13 protein-coding genes are annotated in these 17,470 nt (G+C 71.9%); 6 read left to right on the top strand and 7 right to left on the bottom strand.

Annotated elements, in window-relative coordinates; translation table 11 throughout:
• Nucleotides 1–735 precede the first annotated feature (735 nt).
• The gene (locus FR742_RS01430; protein ID WP_148029225.1) at nucleotides 736–2,424 is read right to left on the bottom strand and encodes an ABC transporter ATP-binding protein; all 1,689 of its coding nucleotides are present in this window, start codon (nucleotides 2,422–2,424) and stop codon (nucleotides 736–738) included.
• A 145-nt stretch (nucleotides 2,425–2,569) separates the two neighbouring features.
• Here FR742_RS01430 and FR742_RS01425 point away from each other — a divergent pair, with 145 nt between their 5' ends.
• The gene (locus FR742_RS01425) at nucleotides 2,570–3,190 is read left to right on the top strand and encodes a phosphotransferase (RefSeq protein ID WP_148029224.1); all 621 of its coding nucleotides are present in this window, start codon (nucleotides 2,570–2,572) and stop codon (nucleotides 3,188–3,190) included.
• Between the two features lie 51 nt (nucleotides 3,191–3,241).
• Here FR742_RS01425 and FR742_RS45535 read toward each other — a convergent pair whose 3' ends face one another.
• Entirely contained in the window at nucleotides 3,242–4,189 is a 948-nt protein-coding gene (locus FR742_RS45535; RefSeq protein WP_261808303.1) for a DUF234 domain-containing protein, read from the bottom strand.
• A 676-nt stretch (nucleotides 4,190–4,865) separates the two neighbouring features.
• Between FR742_RS45535 and FR742_RS01415 the strand changes: the two genes are divergently transcribed.
• On the top strand, nucleotides 4,866–7,589 hold the full coding sequence (locus FR742_RS01415) for a LuxR C-terminal-related transcriptional regulator (protein ID WP_148029223.1): 2,724 nt from the start codon (nucleotides 4,866–4,868) through the stop codon (nucleotides 7,587–7,589).
• Between the two features lie 45 nt (nucleotides 7,590–7,634).
• Entirely contained in the window at nucleotides 7,635–8,543 is a 909-nt protein-coding gene (locus FR742_RS01410) for an alpha/beta hydrolase (protein WP_148029222.1), read from the top strand.
• 37 nt (nucleotides 8,544–8,580) lie between these two features.
• Here the strand turns inward: FR742_RS01410 and FR742_RS01405 are convergent, their stop codons facing one another.
• From FR742_RS01405 to FR742_RS01385, 5 genes are all read right to left on the bottom strand, one after another.
• Nucleotides 8,581–10,011, bottom strand: coding sequence for an MFS transporter (locus FR742_RS01405; RefSeq protein ID WP_148029221.1), 1,431 nt, complete (start codon nucleotides 10,009–10,011; stop codon nucleotides 8,581–8,583).
• Between the two features lie 71 nt (nucleotides 10,012–10,082).
• Complete coding sequence (locus FR742_RS01400; RefSeq protein ID WP_148029220.1) at nucleotides 10,083–10,571, bottom strand: MarR family winged helix-turn-helix transcriptional regulator; 489 nt, start codon at nucleotides 10,569–10,571, stop codon at nucleotides 10,083–10,085.
• 98 nt (nucleotides 10,572–10,669) lie between these two features.
• Entirely contained in the window at nucleotides 10,670–11,410 is a 741-nt protein-coding gene (locus FR742_RS01395) for a succinate dehydrogenase/fumarate reductase iron-sulfur subunit (protein ID WP_148029219.1), read from the bottom strand.
• Complete coding sequence (locus FR742_RS01390; protein WP_148029218.1) at nucleotides 11,407–13,332, bottom strand: fumarate reductase/succinate dehydrogenase flavoprotein subunit; 1,926 nt, start codon at nucleotides 13,330–13,332, stop codon at nucleotides 11,407–11,409. Before FR742_RS01390 ends, FR742_RS01395 begins: the two co-directional genes overlap by 4 nt.
• Nucleotides 13,329–14,093 carry a succinate dehydrogenase cytochrome b subunit gene (locus FR742_RS01385; protein WP_148029217.1) on the bottom strand — a complete coding sequence of 255 codons (765 nt, stop codon included), beginning with the start codon at nucleotides 14,091–14,093 and terminating at the stop codon, nucleotides 13,329–13,331. Before FR742_RS01385 ends, FR742_RS01390 begins: the two co-directional genes overlap by 4 nt.
• A 129-nt stretch (nucleotides 14,094–14,222) precedes the next feature.
• Here FR742_RS01385 and FR742_RS01380 point away from each other — a divergent pair, with 129 nt between their 5' ends.
• The 3 genes from FR742_RS01380 to FR742_RS01370 are packed head-to-tail and all read left to right on the top strand — an operon-like array spanning nucleotide 14,223 to nucleotide 17,466.
• Nucleotides 14,223–15,152, top strand: coding sequence for a LysR family transcriptional regulator (locus FR742_RS01380; protein ID WP_148034272.1), 930 nt, complete (start codon nucleotides 14,223–14,225; stop codon nucleotides 15,150–15,152).
• 32 nt (nucleotides 15,153–15,184) lie between these two features.
• Nucleotides 15,185–16,315, top strand: a complete 1,131-nt coding sequence (locus FR742_RS01375) for a PP2C family protein-serine/threonine phosphatase (RefSeq protein ID WP_148029216.1) — start codon at nucleotides 15,185–15,187, stop codon at nucleotides 16,313–16,315.
• Complete coding sequence (locus tag FR742_RS01370) at nucleotides 16,312–17,466, top strand: ATP-binding protein (RefSeq protein WP_148029215.1); 1,155 nt, start codon at nucleotides 16,312–16,314, stop codon at nucleotides 17,464–17,466. The genes FR742_RS01375 and FR742_RS01370 overlap by 4 nt, the downstream gene beginning before the upstream one ends.
• Nucleotides 17,467–17,470 lie beyond the last annotated feature (4 nt).

The following is a 17,470-nucleotide window of genomic DNA, read 5'->3' as shown; positions in this document are numbered from 1 at the left end:
CACCCGATCCCTCAGACTCCCTGCCGGCCCCTCGACCTGATCCCTTAGACTCCCCGGCCGGCCTTTCCACCCGATCCCTCAGACTCCCGGCCCGGCCTTCGTCCTAACCCACCCCATCCGGCCTCCGCCGAGGCCGAGGCCGGCCCCTGCCCTCACGCCGAGCCGCCCCGTCCCGGCTCCGCAGCCAACCTCCAGCCGTTCACCCGGAGTCACCCCGTCCCGCCTTCGCAGTCACCGCGCCCACCGCTCACGCGAGCCGACCCGCCCCGCCTTCGCCGTCGCCGCTCTCCCGTTCACCCGGAGCCACCCCGTCCCGTCTTCGCAGTCACTGCTCCCGCCGTTGCACCCGGGGCCACCCCGTTCCATCTCCGCACTCACCGCTCCCCCGTTCACCCGGAGCCACCCCGTCCCGCCTTCGCAGTCACTGCTCCCGCCGTTCACGCGGGGCCGACCCGCCCTGCCTCCGCCGTCACCGCTCCCGCCGTTGCACCCGGAGTCACCCGAGCCCATCTCCGCACTTACCGCTCCCCCCGTTCGCCCGATGCCGCCCTGTCCTGTCTCCGCTCTGCGTCGGGCTCCTCCTGCGGACACGTTGCCTCCCGACGTGCGACCCTTCGCCTCCCGGGGGCCGTGCCGCCCGCGCAGTCCTTGGTCGGGGGCCTTTTCTCCTCTTCGCCGCTGATCCCTTCAGGACCACCTTTGGAGGTCCGAAACTCCGAAGGGTGCGGGATCTCGTCAGGTCTCCCCTCTCGTGACCGTGGCCGCGTATGCCGGGCAGGTGGTCAGGAGGTCGCGGTGGGTGCCCTCCGCCTGGACCCGGCCGTCCTCGACGTAGATCACGTGATCGACCCGACCCAGCACCAGCGGGCTGGTCGTGCAGACCAGCGTGGCGCGGCCACGTCGCGCCGCCGCCAGCCGGTCGGCGATGCGCGCCTCGGTGTGGGCGTCGACGGCGCTGGTCGGCTCGACGAGGATGAGCACCTCGGGGTCCGCCAGCAGCGCCCGGGCGAGCCGGAGCCGCTGCTGCTGGCCGCCGGAGAACTCCCGCCCCGCCTCAGCCACCTGCGCGTCGAGCCCGCCGGGCAGCGCCTCGACGATGTCCTCCGCGCACGCCGCGTGCAGGGCCCGGCTGATCAGCTCGGGGGTCGCGGTGCCGCGTACGTCCAGCTCGGCCCGGAGGGTCCCGGTGAACAGGCGGGCGCCGTTGTCCGCGACCAGGACGCGCGCCCGGACCTCCTCCACCGGCAGCGACGCCAGGTCGGCGGAGCCGAACGTGACGTCGCCGTCGGAGTAGCGGCCCAGCCGGTCGGCGATGGAGATGGCGTCCTCGGGCCGGGCCGCGGCGAGCGCGGTGAGAGAGCCGGGCTGCAGGGTGACACCACTGTGGCTGTCGCGCAGCACGCCGCCCGCGGTGCTGCCCGTGCCGCCGGTCACCTCCGGCTCGATCGACAGGATCCGCACCACCCGGCGGGCGGCGACGTGTCCCTTGGTGAGCCGGTCGGCCGCCTCGGTGATCGTGCGCATCGGCGCGACCAGGAAGACCGCGTACGCGTAGAAGGTGACGAGCTGGCCGACGGTGATCCGGTCGTCGACGGCGAAGGCCGCGCCGACGCTGGTCACGAGCGCGATGAGCAGGCCGGGCAGCACGATCTGGGCGCCTTCGAGCAGCGACTCCACCCGGGCGACGCCGACGCCCGCGTGGCGGGCCCGCTGCGACTCCTCCCGGTAGCGCTCCGCGAACACCTGCTCGCCGCCGATGCCGCGGAGCACCCGCAGCCCGGCCACGATGTCGGCGGACCTGGTGGCCAGGTCGCCGGTCAGGTCGCGCTGATGTTTCTGCCTGCGGTGCAGGGGCCGCAGCAGCGGCCCGACGGCCGCCGTCATCACGGGCACGCCGATCAGCACCATGAGCCCGAGTACGGGCGAGGTCGAGATGAGGATCACGGTGACCGCGACGATCGCCACGACGGACCCGGTGCCGCGCAGCAGGATGTCCATGGAGCTGCCGATGTGCGCGATGTCGGAGTTGCCGACGCTGACCACCTCGCCGGTCGACAGGCGCTTCGACAGGGTGGCGCCGAGCCTGGCCGCCTGCCGGGTGGTGAGCTGGACCGTGCGGTAGGCGGCCGACAGCCAGTTGTAGACGGCGAACCGGTGCCGCATGATCCCGGTGAACGCCTGCACCAGCCCCAGCCCGAGCAAAATGCCCGACCAGGCGAGCAGCGCGCCGGTGTCCTTCAGCCTGAGCGCGTCGATGCCCATGCCGAGCGCGGCCGGCACCAGCGCCTGCGCCAGCCACCAGGTGGTGGCGAAGGCGATGCCGGCCAGGAGGGCGCGGCTCTGCCGCCGCGCGTTCCACCACAGATAGCGGAACGGGCTGCGGATGTCGGGCAGGCCGGGGTCGGCGTCAGGAAGGGAGCGCATAGCCAGTCAACAGTGGCAAAGTCCCTGGTTGATCGGCAATTGATTTATCCCGCAGCGTGTCGATCACCCGACGTTTCGTACAAGATGGGTCAGTCTGGGCGTGCCCCCTCACACCGACCTCAGGAGTACGCCACAATCGTCTCTCGTGGAGCACGGGTACACCAACAGCACGGTCGGAGACGGCGCTCTCGTCGTCAAGTGCTACCAGGGGCCCGACGCCGCCGTCCGGCTCCGGACGGAGGCGCGGTTCCTGCGGCGGCTGCGCAGACGGATGCCGGTGCCGAAGCTGCACGCGGTGACCGACACGAGCGTGAGCATGCACTACATCCCGGGCGTCCACGGTCAGGACCTGCTCGACGAGGGTCACCCTGTCGAGGTGCTCGCCGAGTGCGGCCGCGCGCTGTCCCGGCTGCACCGGATGGGGTTCGTGCACGGCGACTACGGGCCTCAGAACATGCTGTTCGACCCGGAGACGTTCAAGGCGGTGGCGATCCTCGACTGGGAGTGGGCGCATCCCGGCCGGCCGGTGGAGGATCTGGCGTGGTGCGAGTGGATCGTGCGCGCCCACCATCCGGAGCACGTTCCCCACCTGCGTCACTTCTTCGAGGCGTACGGGGGGCCGGTGCCGTCGTGGGAGGAGCGTCACGCGGCGATGCTCAACCGCTGCCGCAACCTGCTGGACTTCGCCGCGCGGTGGGAGCCGGGCGGCGAGGGCGAGAAGCTGTGGCGTCAGCGGATCGACGACACCGCCGACTGGGTCGCCTGACCGTTCCGGCCTCACCGGCCGCGGCAGCCGTCCGGCTCCGGCCCGGCTCATTCAGCCTTCCCTGGGCGTGACCACCGGCTCGCGAATCCCGAAGAGCGTTTCCAGGTCGGCGAGGAGCACGTCGCCTCGGGCGCGGGCCGCCTCGATGAGATCCCGGTGGAATCCCGTCAGCGAGAAGATCGCGAGCGTGGCGGCCGAGGTGTCGTGACCGTGCTGTGAGAGCAGCCCCGCGAGCATGTCCAACCGGTCGAGATCGGCCATGCCCCCCTTGGTGATCGTCGCCTTCGCCTCGCCGACGAGGCCGACGACCGCTCGCCCGCCTCGCTTGTCCAGCGCGATGACGTCGATCTCGTGCCTGGCCCGTCCCCTCCCGTCGTTGACCACGGTCGAGGTGATCTGACCTGCGGCGCCACGCAGCGCGGTGGCCGTCTGACCCCGCAGCCACCCCCTGGCGCACTCCTCGAAGTGCGGGCCGAGGATCCGGGAGTCGAAGGCGGGTCGCGCCCTGCGCCAGGCCTCCGCTCCCTGTCCGGTCTCCACCAGGTCGCGCTGCGGCACGGTGATCAGGTTGTGGAACCGTACGATGGGGTCGACCACGCTGATCACCGGACGGCGCTCCCACAACGGATCGCTGTCGTACCGCAGGTAACCCGCGGTGACCAGCGCCTCGATGGGGCAAGTCAGCGACGTACGCGACAGTTCAAGCAAGCCGCCGATCTTGCTGGGACTCGTCGCCCCACCGGCTACCGCGTTGATGATCGCGTAGTGCAGGGAGCTGCCGGTGAAGCGGGGATCCTCGCGGAGCAGATACTCGCTCTCGCTCTCCGAGAACAGCGCCTGGCTGGAGTCGAGAGCCGTGGCCGCGACCCAGTCGTCCACCTCCGCGAGAGACTGCGGCGGTGGCACGTTGGCCAGGTTGCGGTAACCCGGGGAGCCGCCGTAGACGGCGTGCACCCGCAGGGCCGCGTGCGGATCACCGATGCCCCAGTGGCGAGCCATGGTGGACAGTTGAACGGATGCAGCCGCAGGTCGACGGCGGCGCGACCGCGGAGCGCCTTGGTGCCGGACAACAGTTCGTTCATCACCGAGAGCGCCGAGCCGCATACGATCACCCGACCGCCCTCCGACCCCTCCCCCGCCTGCGACCGGTCATAGAGCAGTTGCAACAGGCCGGGCAGTTCCGGAGAGTGCGCCATCCAGTACGGCAACTCGTCGATCACCAGCAACCCACCCCGGCCCGCTGTCAACTCGATGGCCGTGGTCAGGAGGGTCTCCCAACCGGCGTCCGCCATGAGCCCGGGGTCGATGCCCGCGTACCGCGCGATCTCCGTCGCGAACCGCCGCCTGGCGAGGACCACGCCCTCTTCCACGACCGCCGTGACGTAGAGACCATGCGCGGTTTCGGCCAGGGCGCGCAGCAGGTAGCTCTTCCCCACCCGCCGCCTGCCGGACACCACGGCCAGCCGCAGCCGGCGATCCGGGTGTGCTCGAGAAAGCTGGTCAACGCCGACCATTCCATCTCGCGGGCCAGTACCCGCTGGGGCTTCTGCATCGTGTGCCACCTCATTTGTACGCTCTGAAACGTACTCATTAAGTCACGCGGCCCCATCGGCGATTTCGCCGACTTTACAGCTGGGCCCTTTTCCGGTTGACAAACGCGAGTCACACTCTGGTCATGTCAGAGGGGCTGCATGGCCGAGCCGCCGAGCTGGACGCCGTGCGGCTGCTGCTCGACGCGGCGCGGGCCGGCGACGGCGGCGCGCTGGTATTGGCGGGACCGCCGGGTATCGGCAAGACCGCCGTGCTCGGCCGGGCCGCGTCCATGGCCGGTGGGTTCGCCGTCCTGCGCGCCCGCGGGGTGCCGCAGGAGTCGCGGCTGGCCGGGTCCGGGCTGCACGCGCTGCTGCGGCCGGTGGCGCGGCTGGTCCGGTCGCCGGTGCTGGCGCGGGCGCTGCGGCGGGGCACGGCCGGGGACGGGATGGCGTTGCCCGCCGCGGTGCTGGAGTTCCTGGCCGAGCTGGCGGCGGCCGAGCCGGTGCTGGTGTGCGTGGACGATCTGCACCTGCTCGACGAAGTCAGCAGGGAGGCGCTGTGCTTCGCTGCCAGGAGGGTGGCGGGCGAGCGGATCGCCTTGCTGCTGGCGGTGCGGGACGCGGCCGGGCTGCCGGAGGACGTGCCCGTACGGGTGCTGGAAGGGCTGGATCCCGCCGCGTGCCGGGCGCTCGCCCACGAGCTGGCGGCGGGCGCGCTCCCCGACGACCTGCGCACCTGCCTGGCGCGACTGGCCGGAGGCAACCCGCTGGCCTGGCGCGAGCTCGTCGGATCGCTGACGCCCGAGCAGCTCGCCGGGCTGGCCGCGCCGCCCACGGGCCTCCCGCCGGGCGGGCGTCTGCACCGCGCGCACGCCGAGCGGCTGGCCCGGCTCCCGGAAGCCACCCGGTTCCTGCTCCTCCTGCTCGCCGCCCATCCGGGGCTGAACGCCGAGACTCTCCGCCGGCGACCCGCCCAGGAGTCCGGCGCCGAGGCGCGGCTGCACCGCGAACTCCTGGCCGCCGGGCCGCCCGCCGTCCTGGCGCCGGCCGAGCGCGCGGGATTGATCAGGGCGGCGGGCGGGCGGTACGGGTTCGCGGACGAGACGGTGCGTGCCGTCGCCTACGCGGAGGCGCCGCCAGCCCGCAGGCGCGCGGCGCACGCCCTGCTGGGCAGGCTCCTCGACGGCGACCGGCACCGGCTCGCCCGCGCCTGGCACCGCGCGCACGCCCTGGACGGGCCGCCCGATCAGCTCGCCGCCGAGCTGGCCGCCGCCGCGTCCGCCGCCACCGCGCGGGGTTACCCGGGCAGGTCCGCCGCGTACGAGCACGCCGCCGAGCTGACCGGCGTCGAGGAGCGCAGGACGGAGTGGCTGGCCGCGGCCGCCCGCCACGCCTGGGTGTCCGGTGACGTGCCCCGGGCCAGGTGGCTGCTCGCGCAGCCGAGGCACCCTCTGGAGGGCCAGGCCCAGCTCATGCGCGGCAGGCTGGAGCTGTTGAGCGGTCACGCCGACAGCGCCAGGGACAAGCTGCTGACCGCCGCCTCCTGCCTGGTGCAGCGCGACCGGATCGACGGCGTCAAGGCGCTGCTGCACGCGGCCGAGGCCAGCTATCTGACCGGCGACATCCGTACCTTCCACGCCATCGCCGGGCAGGTCGCCCTGCTGCGCCGTCCCGACGACTGCGCGAACGCGCAGCTCATGTTCGAGTATCTGCAGGGGATCGCCGCCACGTTCAGCGGCGACCATCGCGCGGCGGCGGGGCCGCTGCGGCGGGTGGTGCGGCTCGCCCCGGCGGTGCGCAGCCCCGTCCCGCTGGTGTGGGCGTGCGTGGCGAGCCTGCTGCTGGGCGAGGACGCGACCGCGCTGGAGCTGTCGGCGCGCGCGGTCGACACGGCGCGCCGGCGCGGCGCGGTCACGCTCGTGCCGCAACTGCTGGAGTCGGTGGTGCAGGCGCACTTCTGGCTGGGCCGCTACCCGTCGGTGGCCGCGCACGCCGCGGAGGGGCTCCGGCTGGCCGAGGCGTCCGGCCAGCCCAACGCCGCCGCCCAGCATCTCGCCTGGCTGGCGCACGCCGACGCGGTGCAGGGCGACGCCGACGCCTGCCGCGACCGCGCCCACCGCGCGCTCGACCTGGCCGAGTCGCACGGCCTGGGCATCGCCGGCGCCCTCGGCACCTGGGCGCTGGCCCACCTCGACCTGGCCGCCGGCAGGCTCGCCGACTCCGCCGCCCGGCTGCGCGGGCACCGTGACAACGACCATGTCGTCGTACGGGTCATGGCCAGCCCGCACTTCATCGAGGCCGCGGCCCGTACAGGCGACGACCGGCGCGCCACGGCGGCGCTGCGGGTGCTGGAGCGGTGGGCCGGGAGTACGAGCAGCCCGGACCGGCGCGCGCTCGTCGCGCGCTGCCGGGCGCTGCTCGCCGCGCCCGGCGAGGCGGGCGAGCGTTTCCAGGAGGCCCTGGAGCTGCACCGGCAGGGCGCGTGCCGGTTCGAGACGGCGCGCACCCAGCTCCTGTACGGGGGCGCGCTGCGCAGGGAACGCCGGCCGGGAGCCGCGCGGGAGCACCTGCACGGCGCGCTGGAGACGTTCGAGCGGCTGGGGGCGCGGCTGTGGAGCGAGCGGGCCCGCGCCGAGCTGCGCGCGGCCGGCGAGACCGTGGCCCGCCCGGCGCCCGGCGGCGGCCCCGAGCAGGTGCTGACGCCCCAGCAGCTGCGTATCGCCCGGCTGGTGGCGGAGGGCGCGACGAACCGGGAGGTGGCCGCCCAGCTCTTCCTCAGCCCCCGCACCGTCGACCATCATCTGCGCAACGTGTTCGCCAGGCTGGGCGTGCGGTCCCGGGTGGAGCTGGCGCGGCTGCTGTTCTGACACCGGCGATTCACGCGATGCGGGGACGCGCCGCCCGGTCTGACAATGGCGGCGTTCGCACCCCCCACAGATGGAGTTGCCGACGTGTATCCCCGCAACGCGATCGCCAGACTCGCCGTGGCCGCAGCCCTCGCCTGCGGCGCCCTCACCCTGGCCCAACCGGCTAGCGCCGCCGGACCGTTCGAGCGCGGCCCGAACCCGACGGACTCCCTCCTGGAGGCGAGCCGCGGCCCGTTCAGCACCTCGGACCAGTCCGTGTCCTCGCTCGTGACCGGGTTCGGCGGCGGTCGCGTCTACTACCCGAACGACACCAGCCAGGGCACGTTCGGCGCGATCGCCATCTCGCCCGGCTACACCGCCTCCTGGTCGAGCCTGTCGTGGCTCGGCCCGCGGATCGCCTCGCACGGCTTCGTGGTCATCGGCATCGAGACCAACAGCCGCTACGACCAGCCGGCCAGCCGCGGCCGCCAGCTCCTGGCCGCGCTCGACTGGCTGGTGGAGGACAGCCCGACCGCGGTGCGCAGCCGCATCGACCCGTCGAGGCTGGCGGTGGCGGGCCACTCGATGGGCGGCGGCGGCAGCCTCGAAGCCGCCGACGACCGCCCCAGCCTGCAGGCGGCCGTGCCGCTGGCCCCGTGGAACCTGACCAAGAACTGGTCGGGCGTCCGCGTCCCCACGATGATCATCGGCGGTGAGAACGACTCGGTCGCCTCGGTCACCACCCACTCCCAGCCGTTCTACGAGAGCATCCCCGCCTCGTCGGAGAAGGCGTATCTGGAGCTGAACGGCGCCAGCCACTTCTTCCCGCAGACCACCAACACCACGATGGCCAAGTCGATGGTCGCCTGGCTGAAGCGCTTCGTGGACGACGACCTCCGCTACGACCCCTTCCTCTGCCCGGCCCCCCGGGGCACCGCCATCGAGGAGTATCGCGACACCTGCCCGCACAGTTGACCCGCTCTTCGACGGCCTCCCCACCCCGGGGAGGCCGTCAGGCCGGCCTGCGCTCCACGAGGTGCTCCGTGGCCGGTGCGGGCGAGCGGAGCACGGTCACCGCGACCACGAGGGCCGTCAGCAGCAGGGCGGCCGCGATGCCGAACGCCAGCCGGTAGCCGCCGGTGAGGGCCGCCGCGTCCGTCATGCCCCGGGCCAGCAGGTCTCCCGTGCGGGACGCGGCCATCGTGGACAGCACGGCCACGCCCAGCGCCATGCCGATCTGCTGGGTGGTGTTGAACAGGCCCGAGGCGAGCCCCGCGTCGTCGGCCCTGGCGGCCGACATGCCGAGCGTGGCCAGCGCGGGCAGCACCAGCCCGCCCCCGGCGATCAGCAGCATGGCCGGCAGCAGGTCGGTGACGTACGACGCCTGGACCGGCACCCGGGAGAGCCAGCCCATCGCGGCCATCAGCAGTGCCAGGCCGGCGATGAGCACGGCACGCGCCCCGAACCGCTCGTTCAGCCGTGCGGAGAGGAACAGCGAGATCCCGCCGATCGCGACCGCCGCGGGCAGCATGGCCAGCCCTGTCTCCAGCGCGCTGTAGTCGAGGACCTTCTGCATGTAGAGCGCGACGAGGATCTGGAAGGCGAACATGGCCGAAAGGCCCAGCATCTGGGTCAGGTTCGCGCCGGAGACGTTGCGGGAGCGGAAGACGCGCAGCGGCATGAGCGGGGTGCGGGCCGTGGCCTGGCGGACGAAGAAGCCGGCCAGCAGGGCGACCGACAGCGCGCCCAGGCCCAGCGTGTGGGCCGCCGCCCAGCCGTACTCCTCGATCTTGATGACGGTGTAGATGCCCAGCATCAGGCCGCCGGTGACCAGCGCGGCACCGAGGGCGTCGGCGCCCGCCGAGAGCCCCGTGCCGCGGTCGGCGGGCAGCACGCGGGCGGCCAGCGCGACGGTGGCCAGCCCGATCGGCAGGTTGATGAAGAAGATCCAGTGCCAGGAGAGCGCGTCGGTGAGCACGCCGCCGAGCACCTGGCCGATGGAGGCGCCGGCCGCGCCGGTGAAGCTGAACACGCCGATCGCCTTGGCCCGCTCGCCCGGCTCGGTGAACAGGGTGACCAGGATGCCGAGGACCACGGCCGCCGCCATGGCGCTGCTCGCGCCCTGCAGGAAGCGGGCGGCGACCAGCATGCCGGGCGTGGTGGCCAGGCCGGCGAGCAGTGACGCGACGGTGAAGAGCGTGTTGCCCGCCAGGAACATCGTCTTGCGGCCGATCAGGTCGCCCAGCCGCCCGGCGAGGAGCAACAAGCCGCCGAAGGGGATCAAGTAGGCGTTGACGGTCCAGCTCAGCCCGGCGGGCGTGAAGCCCAGGTCGTGCTGGATGGCCGGCATCGCGACGGTCACGATGCTGCCGTCGAGGATCGTCATCAGGCTCGCCGCGGACAGCACGATCAACGCGAGCCGGCGGTGCGGGGTGGGCGACATGGCCCCTCCTGTTCATGGGAAACAGGAGAGACCTTAACAGATAGTTTTGTTATAGACGATCCTCTACAGAACTACTTCCGGGACTGCCTGGCCCTGCGCGCGCCGGGCGCGACCTCCACCGGGGTGGCGAGATGGCCCTCGGCCAGCCGCTTCATCGCCGACAGGAGCATCTCCCGCTCCTTCTCCGGCAGGGCGTCCAGCGCCTCCCGGTGCACGCCGTCCACGATCCGCTGGCTGTCCCGGGCTACCTCGGCGCCCTTCTCGGTGACCGCGATGATGCGGGCCCGCCGGTCGGTGCTGGAGGGGCGGCGCTCCGCCAGGCCCGCCTTCTCCAGGGCGTCGACGGTGACCACCATGGTCGTCTTGTCCATGTCGCCGATCTCGGCGAGCTGGATCTGCGTGCGCTCCTCTTCCAGGGCGTGGACGAGCACGCAGTGCATGCGCGCGGTCAGGCCGATCTCGGCCAGCGCGGCCGCCATCTTCGTACGCAGCACGTGACTGGTGTGGTCGAGCAGGAACGACAGGTCAGGCTCGGAGCGGCCCGGCGCCATGGCGGTCATGCCGCCAGCCTACTCAACCGTCCCGAACCGGATTATCCCCAACAGGAGCAGGAAAGGGCCGCGCGGTGGGAACCGCGCGGCCCTTCCGGAGAAGCGGGCTACTTGGCGTTGGCCTTGAGGTAGTCGCTGTTCATCTGGGCGATCGTGTCCAGCGGGATGCCCTTCGGGCAGACGGCCGTGCACTCGCCGGTGTTGGTGCAGCCGCCGAAGCCCTCGGCGTCCATCTGGTCCACCATGGCCTTGGCGCGGGACAGGCGCTCGGGCTGGCCCTGCGGGAGCAGGCTCAGGTGGGTGATCTTGGCTGCGGTGAAGAGGGACGCCGACCCGTTGGGGCAGGCCGCGACGCAGGCGCCGCAGCCGATGCAGGTGGCGGCGTCGAAGGCGGCGTCGGCGTCCTCCTTGCGGACGGGCACGCTGTGCGCGTCGGGGGCGGAGCCGGCCGGGACGGAGACGAATCCGCCGGCCTGGATGATGCGGTCGAAGGAGCTCCGGTCGACGACCAGGTCCTTGATCACGGGGAACGGCGCGGCCCGCCACGGCTCGATGGTGATGGTGGCGCCGTCCTCGAAGTGCCGCATGTGGAGCTGGCAGGTGGTGGTGGCCACCTGCTCGCCGTGCGCGACGCCGTTGATGACCATGCCGCACATGCCGCAGATGCCCTCGCGGCAGTCGTGGTCGAAGGCGATCGGGTCGTCGCCTTCGAGGATGAGCCGCTCGTTCAGCACATCCAGCATTTCGAGGAAGGACATGTCGGGCGAAACATCCTCCACCCGATAAGTCACCATGCGTCCGCGGTCCTTGGGTCCGCTCTGACGCCAGACCTTCAGGGTCAGGTTCACTTGTAGCTCCGCTGGCTCATCTTGACGTACTCGTACTCGAGCGGCTCCTTGTGCAGCACCGGCGTGCCGTCCGGCGAGTGCTCCCACGCCGAGACGTGGGCGAAGTTCTCGTCGTCGCGCAGCGCCTCCCCGTCGGAGTCCTGCGACTCGGCCCGGAAGTGGCCGCCGCACGACTCGCTGCGCACCAGGGCGTCCAGGCACATGAGCTCGGCCAGGTCGAAGAAGTCGGCCACCCGGCCGGCCTTCTCCAGCGTCTGGTTCAGCTCCTCGGCGACGCCGGTGACCTTGACGTTCTCCCAGAACTCCTGGCGCAGCTCGGGGATGCGCTCCAGGGCCTTGCGCAGCGACTCCTCGGTGCGGTCCATGCCGCAGTAGTCCCACATGAGCTTGCCCAGCTCGCGGTGGAAGGAGTCGGGGGTGCGGGTGCCGTTCACCGACATCAGCCGGTCGATCTTCGTGCGCACCGCGACCTCGGCCGCCGCGACGGCCTCCTCGTCGACGTCCCCGAACGGCCCGTCGGCCAGGTAGTCGCCGATCGTGGTGGGCAGCACGAAGTAGCCGTCGGCCAGGCCCTGCATCAGCGCGGACGCGCCGAGCCGGTTGGCGCCGTGGTCGGAGAAGTTGGCCTCGCCGATCACGAACAGGCCGGGGACCGTCGACTGCAGGTCGTAGTCCACCCACAGTCCGCCCATCGTGTAGTGGACGGCCGGGTAGATGCGCATCGGCGTCTCGTACGGGTTCTCACCCGTGATGCGCTCGTACATCTCGAACAGGTTGCCGTACTTCTTCTCCACGGCGTCGCGGCCGAGCCGGCCGATGGCGTCGCGGAAGTCGAGGTAGACGCCCAGGCCGCCGGGTCCGACGCCGCGGCCCTCGTCGCAGACGTTCTTGGCGGCGCGGGAGGCGATGTCACGCGGGACCAGGTTGCCGAAGGCGGGGTAGATCCGCTCCAGGTAGTAGTCACGTTCGGCGTCCGGGATGTCGCCGGGGGCGCGGGAGTCGTTCTTGCGCAGCGGCACCCACACGCGGCCGTCGTTGCGCAGCGACTCCGACATGAGCGTGAGCTTCGACTGGTGGTCGCCGGAGACCGGGATGCAGGTCGGGTGGATCTGCGTGTAGCAGGGGTTGGCGAAGTACGCGCCGCGCTCGTGCGCCCGCCAGATGGCGGTGGTGTTGCAGCCCTTGGCGTTCGTGGACAGGTAGAACACGTTGCCGTAGCCGCCGGTGGCGAGCACCACGGCGTCGGCGAAGTGCCGCTCGATGTCGCCGGTCACCATGTCGCGCACGATGACACCGCGCGCCCGGCCGTCGGAGACGATCAGGTCGAGCATCTCGTGCCGGGTGAACATCTCGACGGTCCCGGCCGCGATCTGCCGCTCCAGCGCCTGGTACGCGCCGAGCAGGAGCTGCTGGCCCGTCTGGCCGCGGGCGTAGAAGGTACGCGACACCTGGGCGCCGCCGAACGAGCGGGTGTCGAGCAGACCGCCGTACTCGCGGGCGAACGGCACGCCCTGGGCCACGGCCTGGTCGATGATGTTCACCGAGACCTCGGCCAGGCGGTACACGTTCGACTCGCGGGCGCGGAAGTCGCCGCCCTTCACCGTGTCGTAGAACAGGCGGTAGATCGAGTCGCCGTCGCCGCGGTAGTTCTTGGCGGCGTTGATGCCGCCCTGGGCGGCGATGGAGTGGGCGCGCCGGGGCGAGTCCTGGTAGCAGAACGACTTGACGTTGTAGCCGAGCTCGCCGAGCGTCGCGGCGGCGGAACCGCCGGCCAGGCCGGTGCCCACCACGATGACGTCGAGCTTGCGCTTGTTGGCGGGGTTGACCAGGCGGGCGCCGAACTTGCGCTTCTCCCACCGCTCCTCGATGGGACCGGCCGGTGCCTTGGTGTCGCGGATCTCCGCGCCTTCGACGAAATTCACTGGACCACTCCGAACGTGATGGCGAGCGGCGGCGCGAGGAAACCGATGACCAGGACGGCGGAGCCGAGCCCCGCGACCGCGCGCAGCGCCCTGTTCCTGTCGCGGTTGGCCACGCCGAGCGTCTGGAAGGCGCTCCAGATGCCGTGCCGCAGGTGCAGGCCGACCATGGCGACGGCGACGATGTAGAGAAGCGTCACGTACCACCGGGACGGGTCGAACCCGGCGATCATCCGGTCGGCCGGTGAGGAGTCGAAGCCCTTCGGGTTCACCACGCCGAAGGTCAGGTCGAGCAGGTGCCAGACCACGAAAAGCGCGATCGTGATGCCGCCGAACCGCATGATGTGCGTCGCGTACCCCTTGGCCTGCGACTTCTTCCTGGCCGCGTACTTCACCGGCCGGGCCGCGGCCGCGCGGCGGGACAGCGAGATCGCGGCCCACATGTGCAGGACGACCGAGACCACGAGGACGATCTCGACGAGGGTGAGCAGGGTCCGGTACGGGGCGATCGGCTCCAGCAGGGTGCGCAGCGCGAGCGCGTACTCGTCGAAGGAGTCGCGGCCCGCGAAGATCTTGAGGTTGCCGAGCATGTGGCCGACGAGGAAGAGCACCATGACGGCCCCCGTGACGGCCATGACGGCTTTCTTGCCGTTGGACGAGGTCAGGAATCCGCCAGGCCTCTTGGCTCTGGGCTTCTCTTCACCCTTGGGGGGGATAACGGGCGCGGTGGCGGCGCCGCGCTCTATCGTGGCAGTCACGTTCATCGACGCTAGGTAGCCTGCGATGATCCGTCCAAGTCATGAGGGGCCTGGTTTCGATAGCCAGCGGCTATGATGTCTGGTTTGTACGGCATAAGCACGTTCACCGGGCTGGCCGGTTGCGAGGAAAATCACATGCAGTTCCAGCAGTTGGCGTACTTCGTCACCGTGTCCGAGACCAGGCACTTCACCCACGCGGCTGAGCGGATGCGGGTCGCGCAGCCGTCGCTCAGCAAGCAGATCAAGGCGCTGGAGCACGAGCTGGGCGCGCCGCTGTTCTCCCGGGCGCGCGGCAACGTCACGCTGACCCCGGCCGGGGAGGCGCTGCTGCCGCTGGCCCGCCGGATGCTGGCCGACGCCGACACCGCCAGGCAGGCGGTCGCCGAGCTGGCCGGGCTGCGCCGGGGCCAGGTGCGGCTGGGCGCGACGCCCTCGCTCTGCGCGGGGCTCATGGCCGACGCCCTGGCCCGCTTCCATCACTCGTACCCGGGGATCGGCCTGCTGGTCGAGGAGGGCGGCTCGCGCGACCTGGTGCGCGCGCTGGCGCGCGGCCAGCTCGACATGTCGCTGATCATCATGCCGCTGCAGCACGACGACCCGTCGCTGGTGACGGAGGAGATCCTGCGCGAGAACCTGGTCGTGGCCTCGCCCGCCGCCGAGCGGCCGCGCAAGCCGTACCTGCGCATCGACGAGCTGCGCGGCAGGCCGCTGGTGATGTTCAGGACCGGCTACGACCTGCGCGACGCGACGCTGGCGGCCTGCCGGCAGGCCGGGTTCGAGCCCCGGTTCGCGGTCCAGGGCGGCGAGATGGACGCGGTGCTGCGGTTCGTGGAGGCGGGGCTGGGCGTTGCCGTGGTGCCGTCGATGGTGCTCGACGGGCGGCCGGGGCTGGCCGGCACGCCGCTGGCGCCGCCCGGGCTGAGCCGGACCATCGCGCTGGCGCACCGCAAGGACGTGGAACCGATCAGGGCCGCGCAGGCGTTCCGGGCGACGCTTCTCTCTTACGTGATCGAAGCAGGGCAGGAAGGCACCCTTCCACAAGGGGTCGAGCTCATCGCAGAATGAGCAGCACGGCCTCAATCTGCGGAAGGGCGTGCGTGACCGCGACTCTGAACGAAACGCTGACGCTGCTCCTGGTCGAGGACGACGCGGGAGACGCGTTCCTCGTGGAGGAGTTGCTGAAGCAGGCCGAGGCGCCGCCCCGGATCACCTGGGTCCGGAGCCTGGAGGAGACGAAGGCCCAGCTCGGCCCGCAGATCCAGTGCGTGCTCGTCGACCTCTCGCTGCCCGACGCGACCGGCCTGGAGGCGCTGGAGCACGTGCTGGACCTGGCGCCGCACGCCGCGGTGCTGGTGCTGACGGGGTTACGCGACGTTCACGTCGGGGTCGCGGCGGTGCAGGCGGGCGCCCAGGACTACCTGGTGAAGCAGGACGTCGACGCCCGGCTGCTGGCCAGGGCCATCCGCTACGCCATGGAGCGCAAGCGCGCCGACCTGGCCCAGCGCCGGCTGGTGGAGGCGGAGCTGACTGCCAAGGAGAACGCCCGCCTGGAGAACGGCCTGCTGCCCGTGCCGCTGCTGCGCACCCGCGAGCTGCGCCACGCCACCCGCTACCTGCCCGGCTCGCAGGGGCAGCGGCTGGCCGGCGACTTCCTGGACACGGTGCAGACGCCCGACGGCTCGGTCCACGTGATCGTCGGCGACGTGTGCGGCCACGGGCCCGACGAGGCCGCGCTCGGAGTGGCGCTGCGCATCGCCTGGCGCACCCTCGTCCTCGCCGGGCAGACCGGCGACCTGCTGCTGCGCACGCTCGACACGCTGCTGCGGGCCGAGCGCAGGGCCCCGGAGATCTTCACCACGCTCTGCATGGCCACGATCGCGCCCGACCTGGCGAGCGCCCGGATGCGGGTGGCCGGCCACCCGCCCCCGGTGCTGGTGCGCGGCGGGGTGGTCGAGGTCGTCGAGGGCGCGCCGTCCGGCCCGCCGCTCGGCATCTTCCCGGACGCCCAGTGGGCGGTGCTCGACGTGCCGCTGGGCGAGCGCTGGTCGATGATGCTCTACACCGACGGGCTGATCGAGGCCGCCGTCGGCGGCGAGCTGCTCGGCGTGGAGGGGCTCGTCGAGCTGGTACGGCTGCACGGCGCGATCGACATCGACCGGCTCATCGGCGAGGTCGGGACTCTCAAGGACGATCTGGCGGCCGTGATCGTCAGCAGGGGCGAGACATGAGCATCAATCCGCTTCCCCCCGCCAAGCCGCCGACCGGCGTCGGCAGGGTGCCGATCGCCCGCTGGTTCGTCTTCGCCGGGGCGGCCACCGCGGTGGCGTTCCTGGCCGGCGTGGCGCTCATCATGCTGATGATCGCCCAGGCGCGCGAGCTGGCCCCCAAGCCTGAGGTGGCCGCGCAGATCGACCGGCTCAACGTCGCGCTCGTGGTGCTGTTCGTGGTGATCCTGGTCGCCGGTGTGGCGCTGGCGTTCATCGTGCGCTTCACCGTGCTCGACCCCATCGCCCGGCTGACCGAGCAGGTGCGCACGGTCGCGGGCGGCGACTTCGACCACCGGCTCGGCGTCGAGCGGCCCGCGGAGCTGGCCGAGCTGTCGAGCCACATCGACTCCATGCGCAGGCGCATCCTGTCGGCCTGGCGCACCGCCTCCGACCAGGCCGACGAGCTGCGCCGCTCCAACGGCGAGCTGGAGCAGTTCGCGTACGTGGCCAGCCACGACCTCCAGGAGCCGCTGCGCAAGGTGGCGAGCTTCACCCAGATGCTGGAGCAGCGGTACGAGAACGAGCTCGACGATCGGGCCAGGCAGTACATCCACTACGCGGTCGACGGCGCCAAGCGCATGCAGCTGCTCATCAACGACCTGCTCGACTTCTCCCGCGTGGGCCGGGTGGGCGGCGAGAAGGCGCCCATGGACAGCGGCGTGCCGGTGCGGGCGGCGCTGGACAACCTGTCGGCGGCCATCGAGGACGCCGGGGCCACGGTCACCACGGGCGAGCTGCCCCGGGTGACGGGCAGTCCCAGCCAGCTCACCCAGCTGTTCCAGAACCTCATCGAGAACGCGGTCAAGTTCCGCGGCGACGAGCCGCCGCACGTCCGGATCGAGGCGGTCGAGAGAGACGGCATGTGGGAGTTCAGCTGCTCCGACAACGGCATCGGCGTCGATCCCAAGTACGCCGACCGCATCTTCCTGATCTTCCAGCGGCTGCACCCGCGCGACGTCTACGCCGGCACCGGCATCGGCCTGGCGCTCTGCCGCAAGATCGTCGACTATCACGGCGGCCGGCTCTGGCTCGACGGCGACTCGGGCGAGACCGGCGGCCGCGGCACCACGTTCCGCTGGACGCTGCCCGCCGCCGGTGACGACGATGCCTGACTGG

It is taken from the genome of Nonomuraea sp. C10, assembly GCF_008017515.1.
Lineage (GTDB): Bacteria > Actinomycetota > Actinomycetes > Streptosporangiales > Streptosporangiaceae > Nonomuraea > Nonomuraea ferruginea.
The sequence above is the reverse complement of the archived record's forward strand: the minus strand, read 5'-3'. Positions and strand labels throughout refer to the sequence as shown.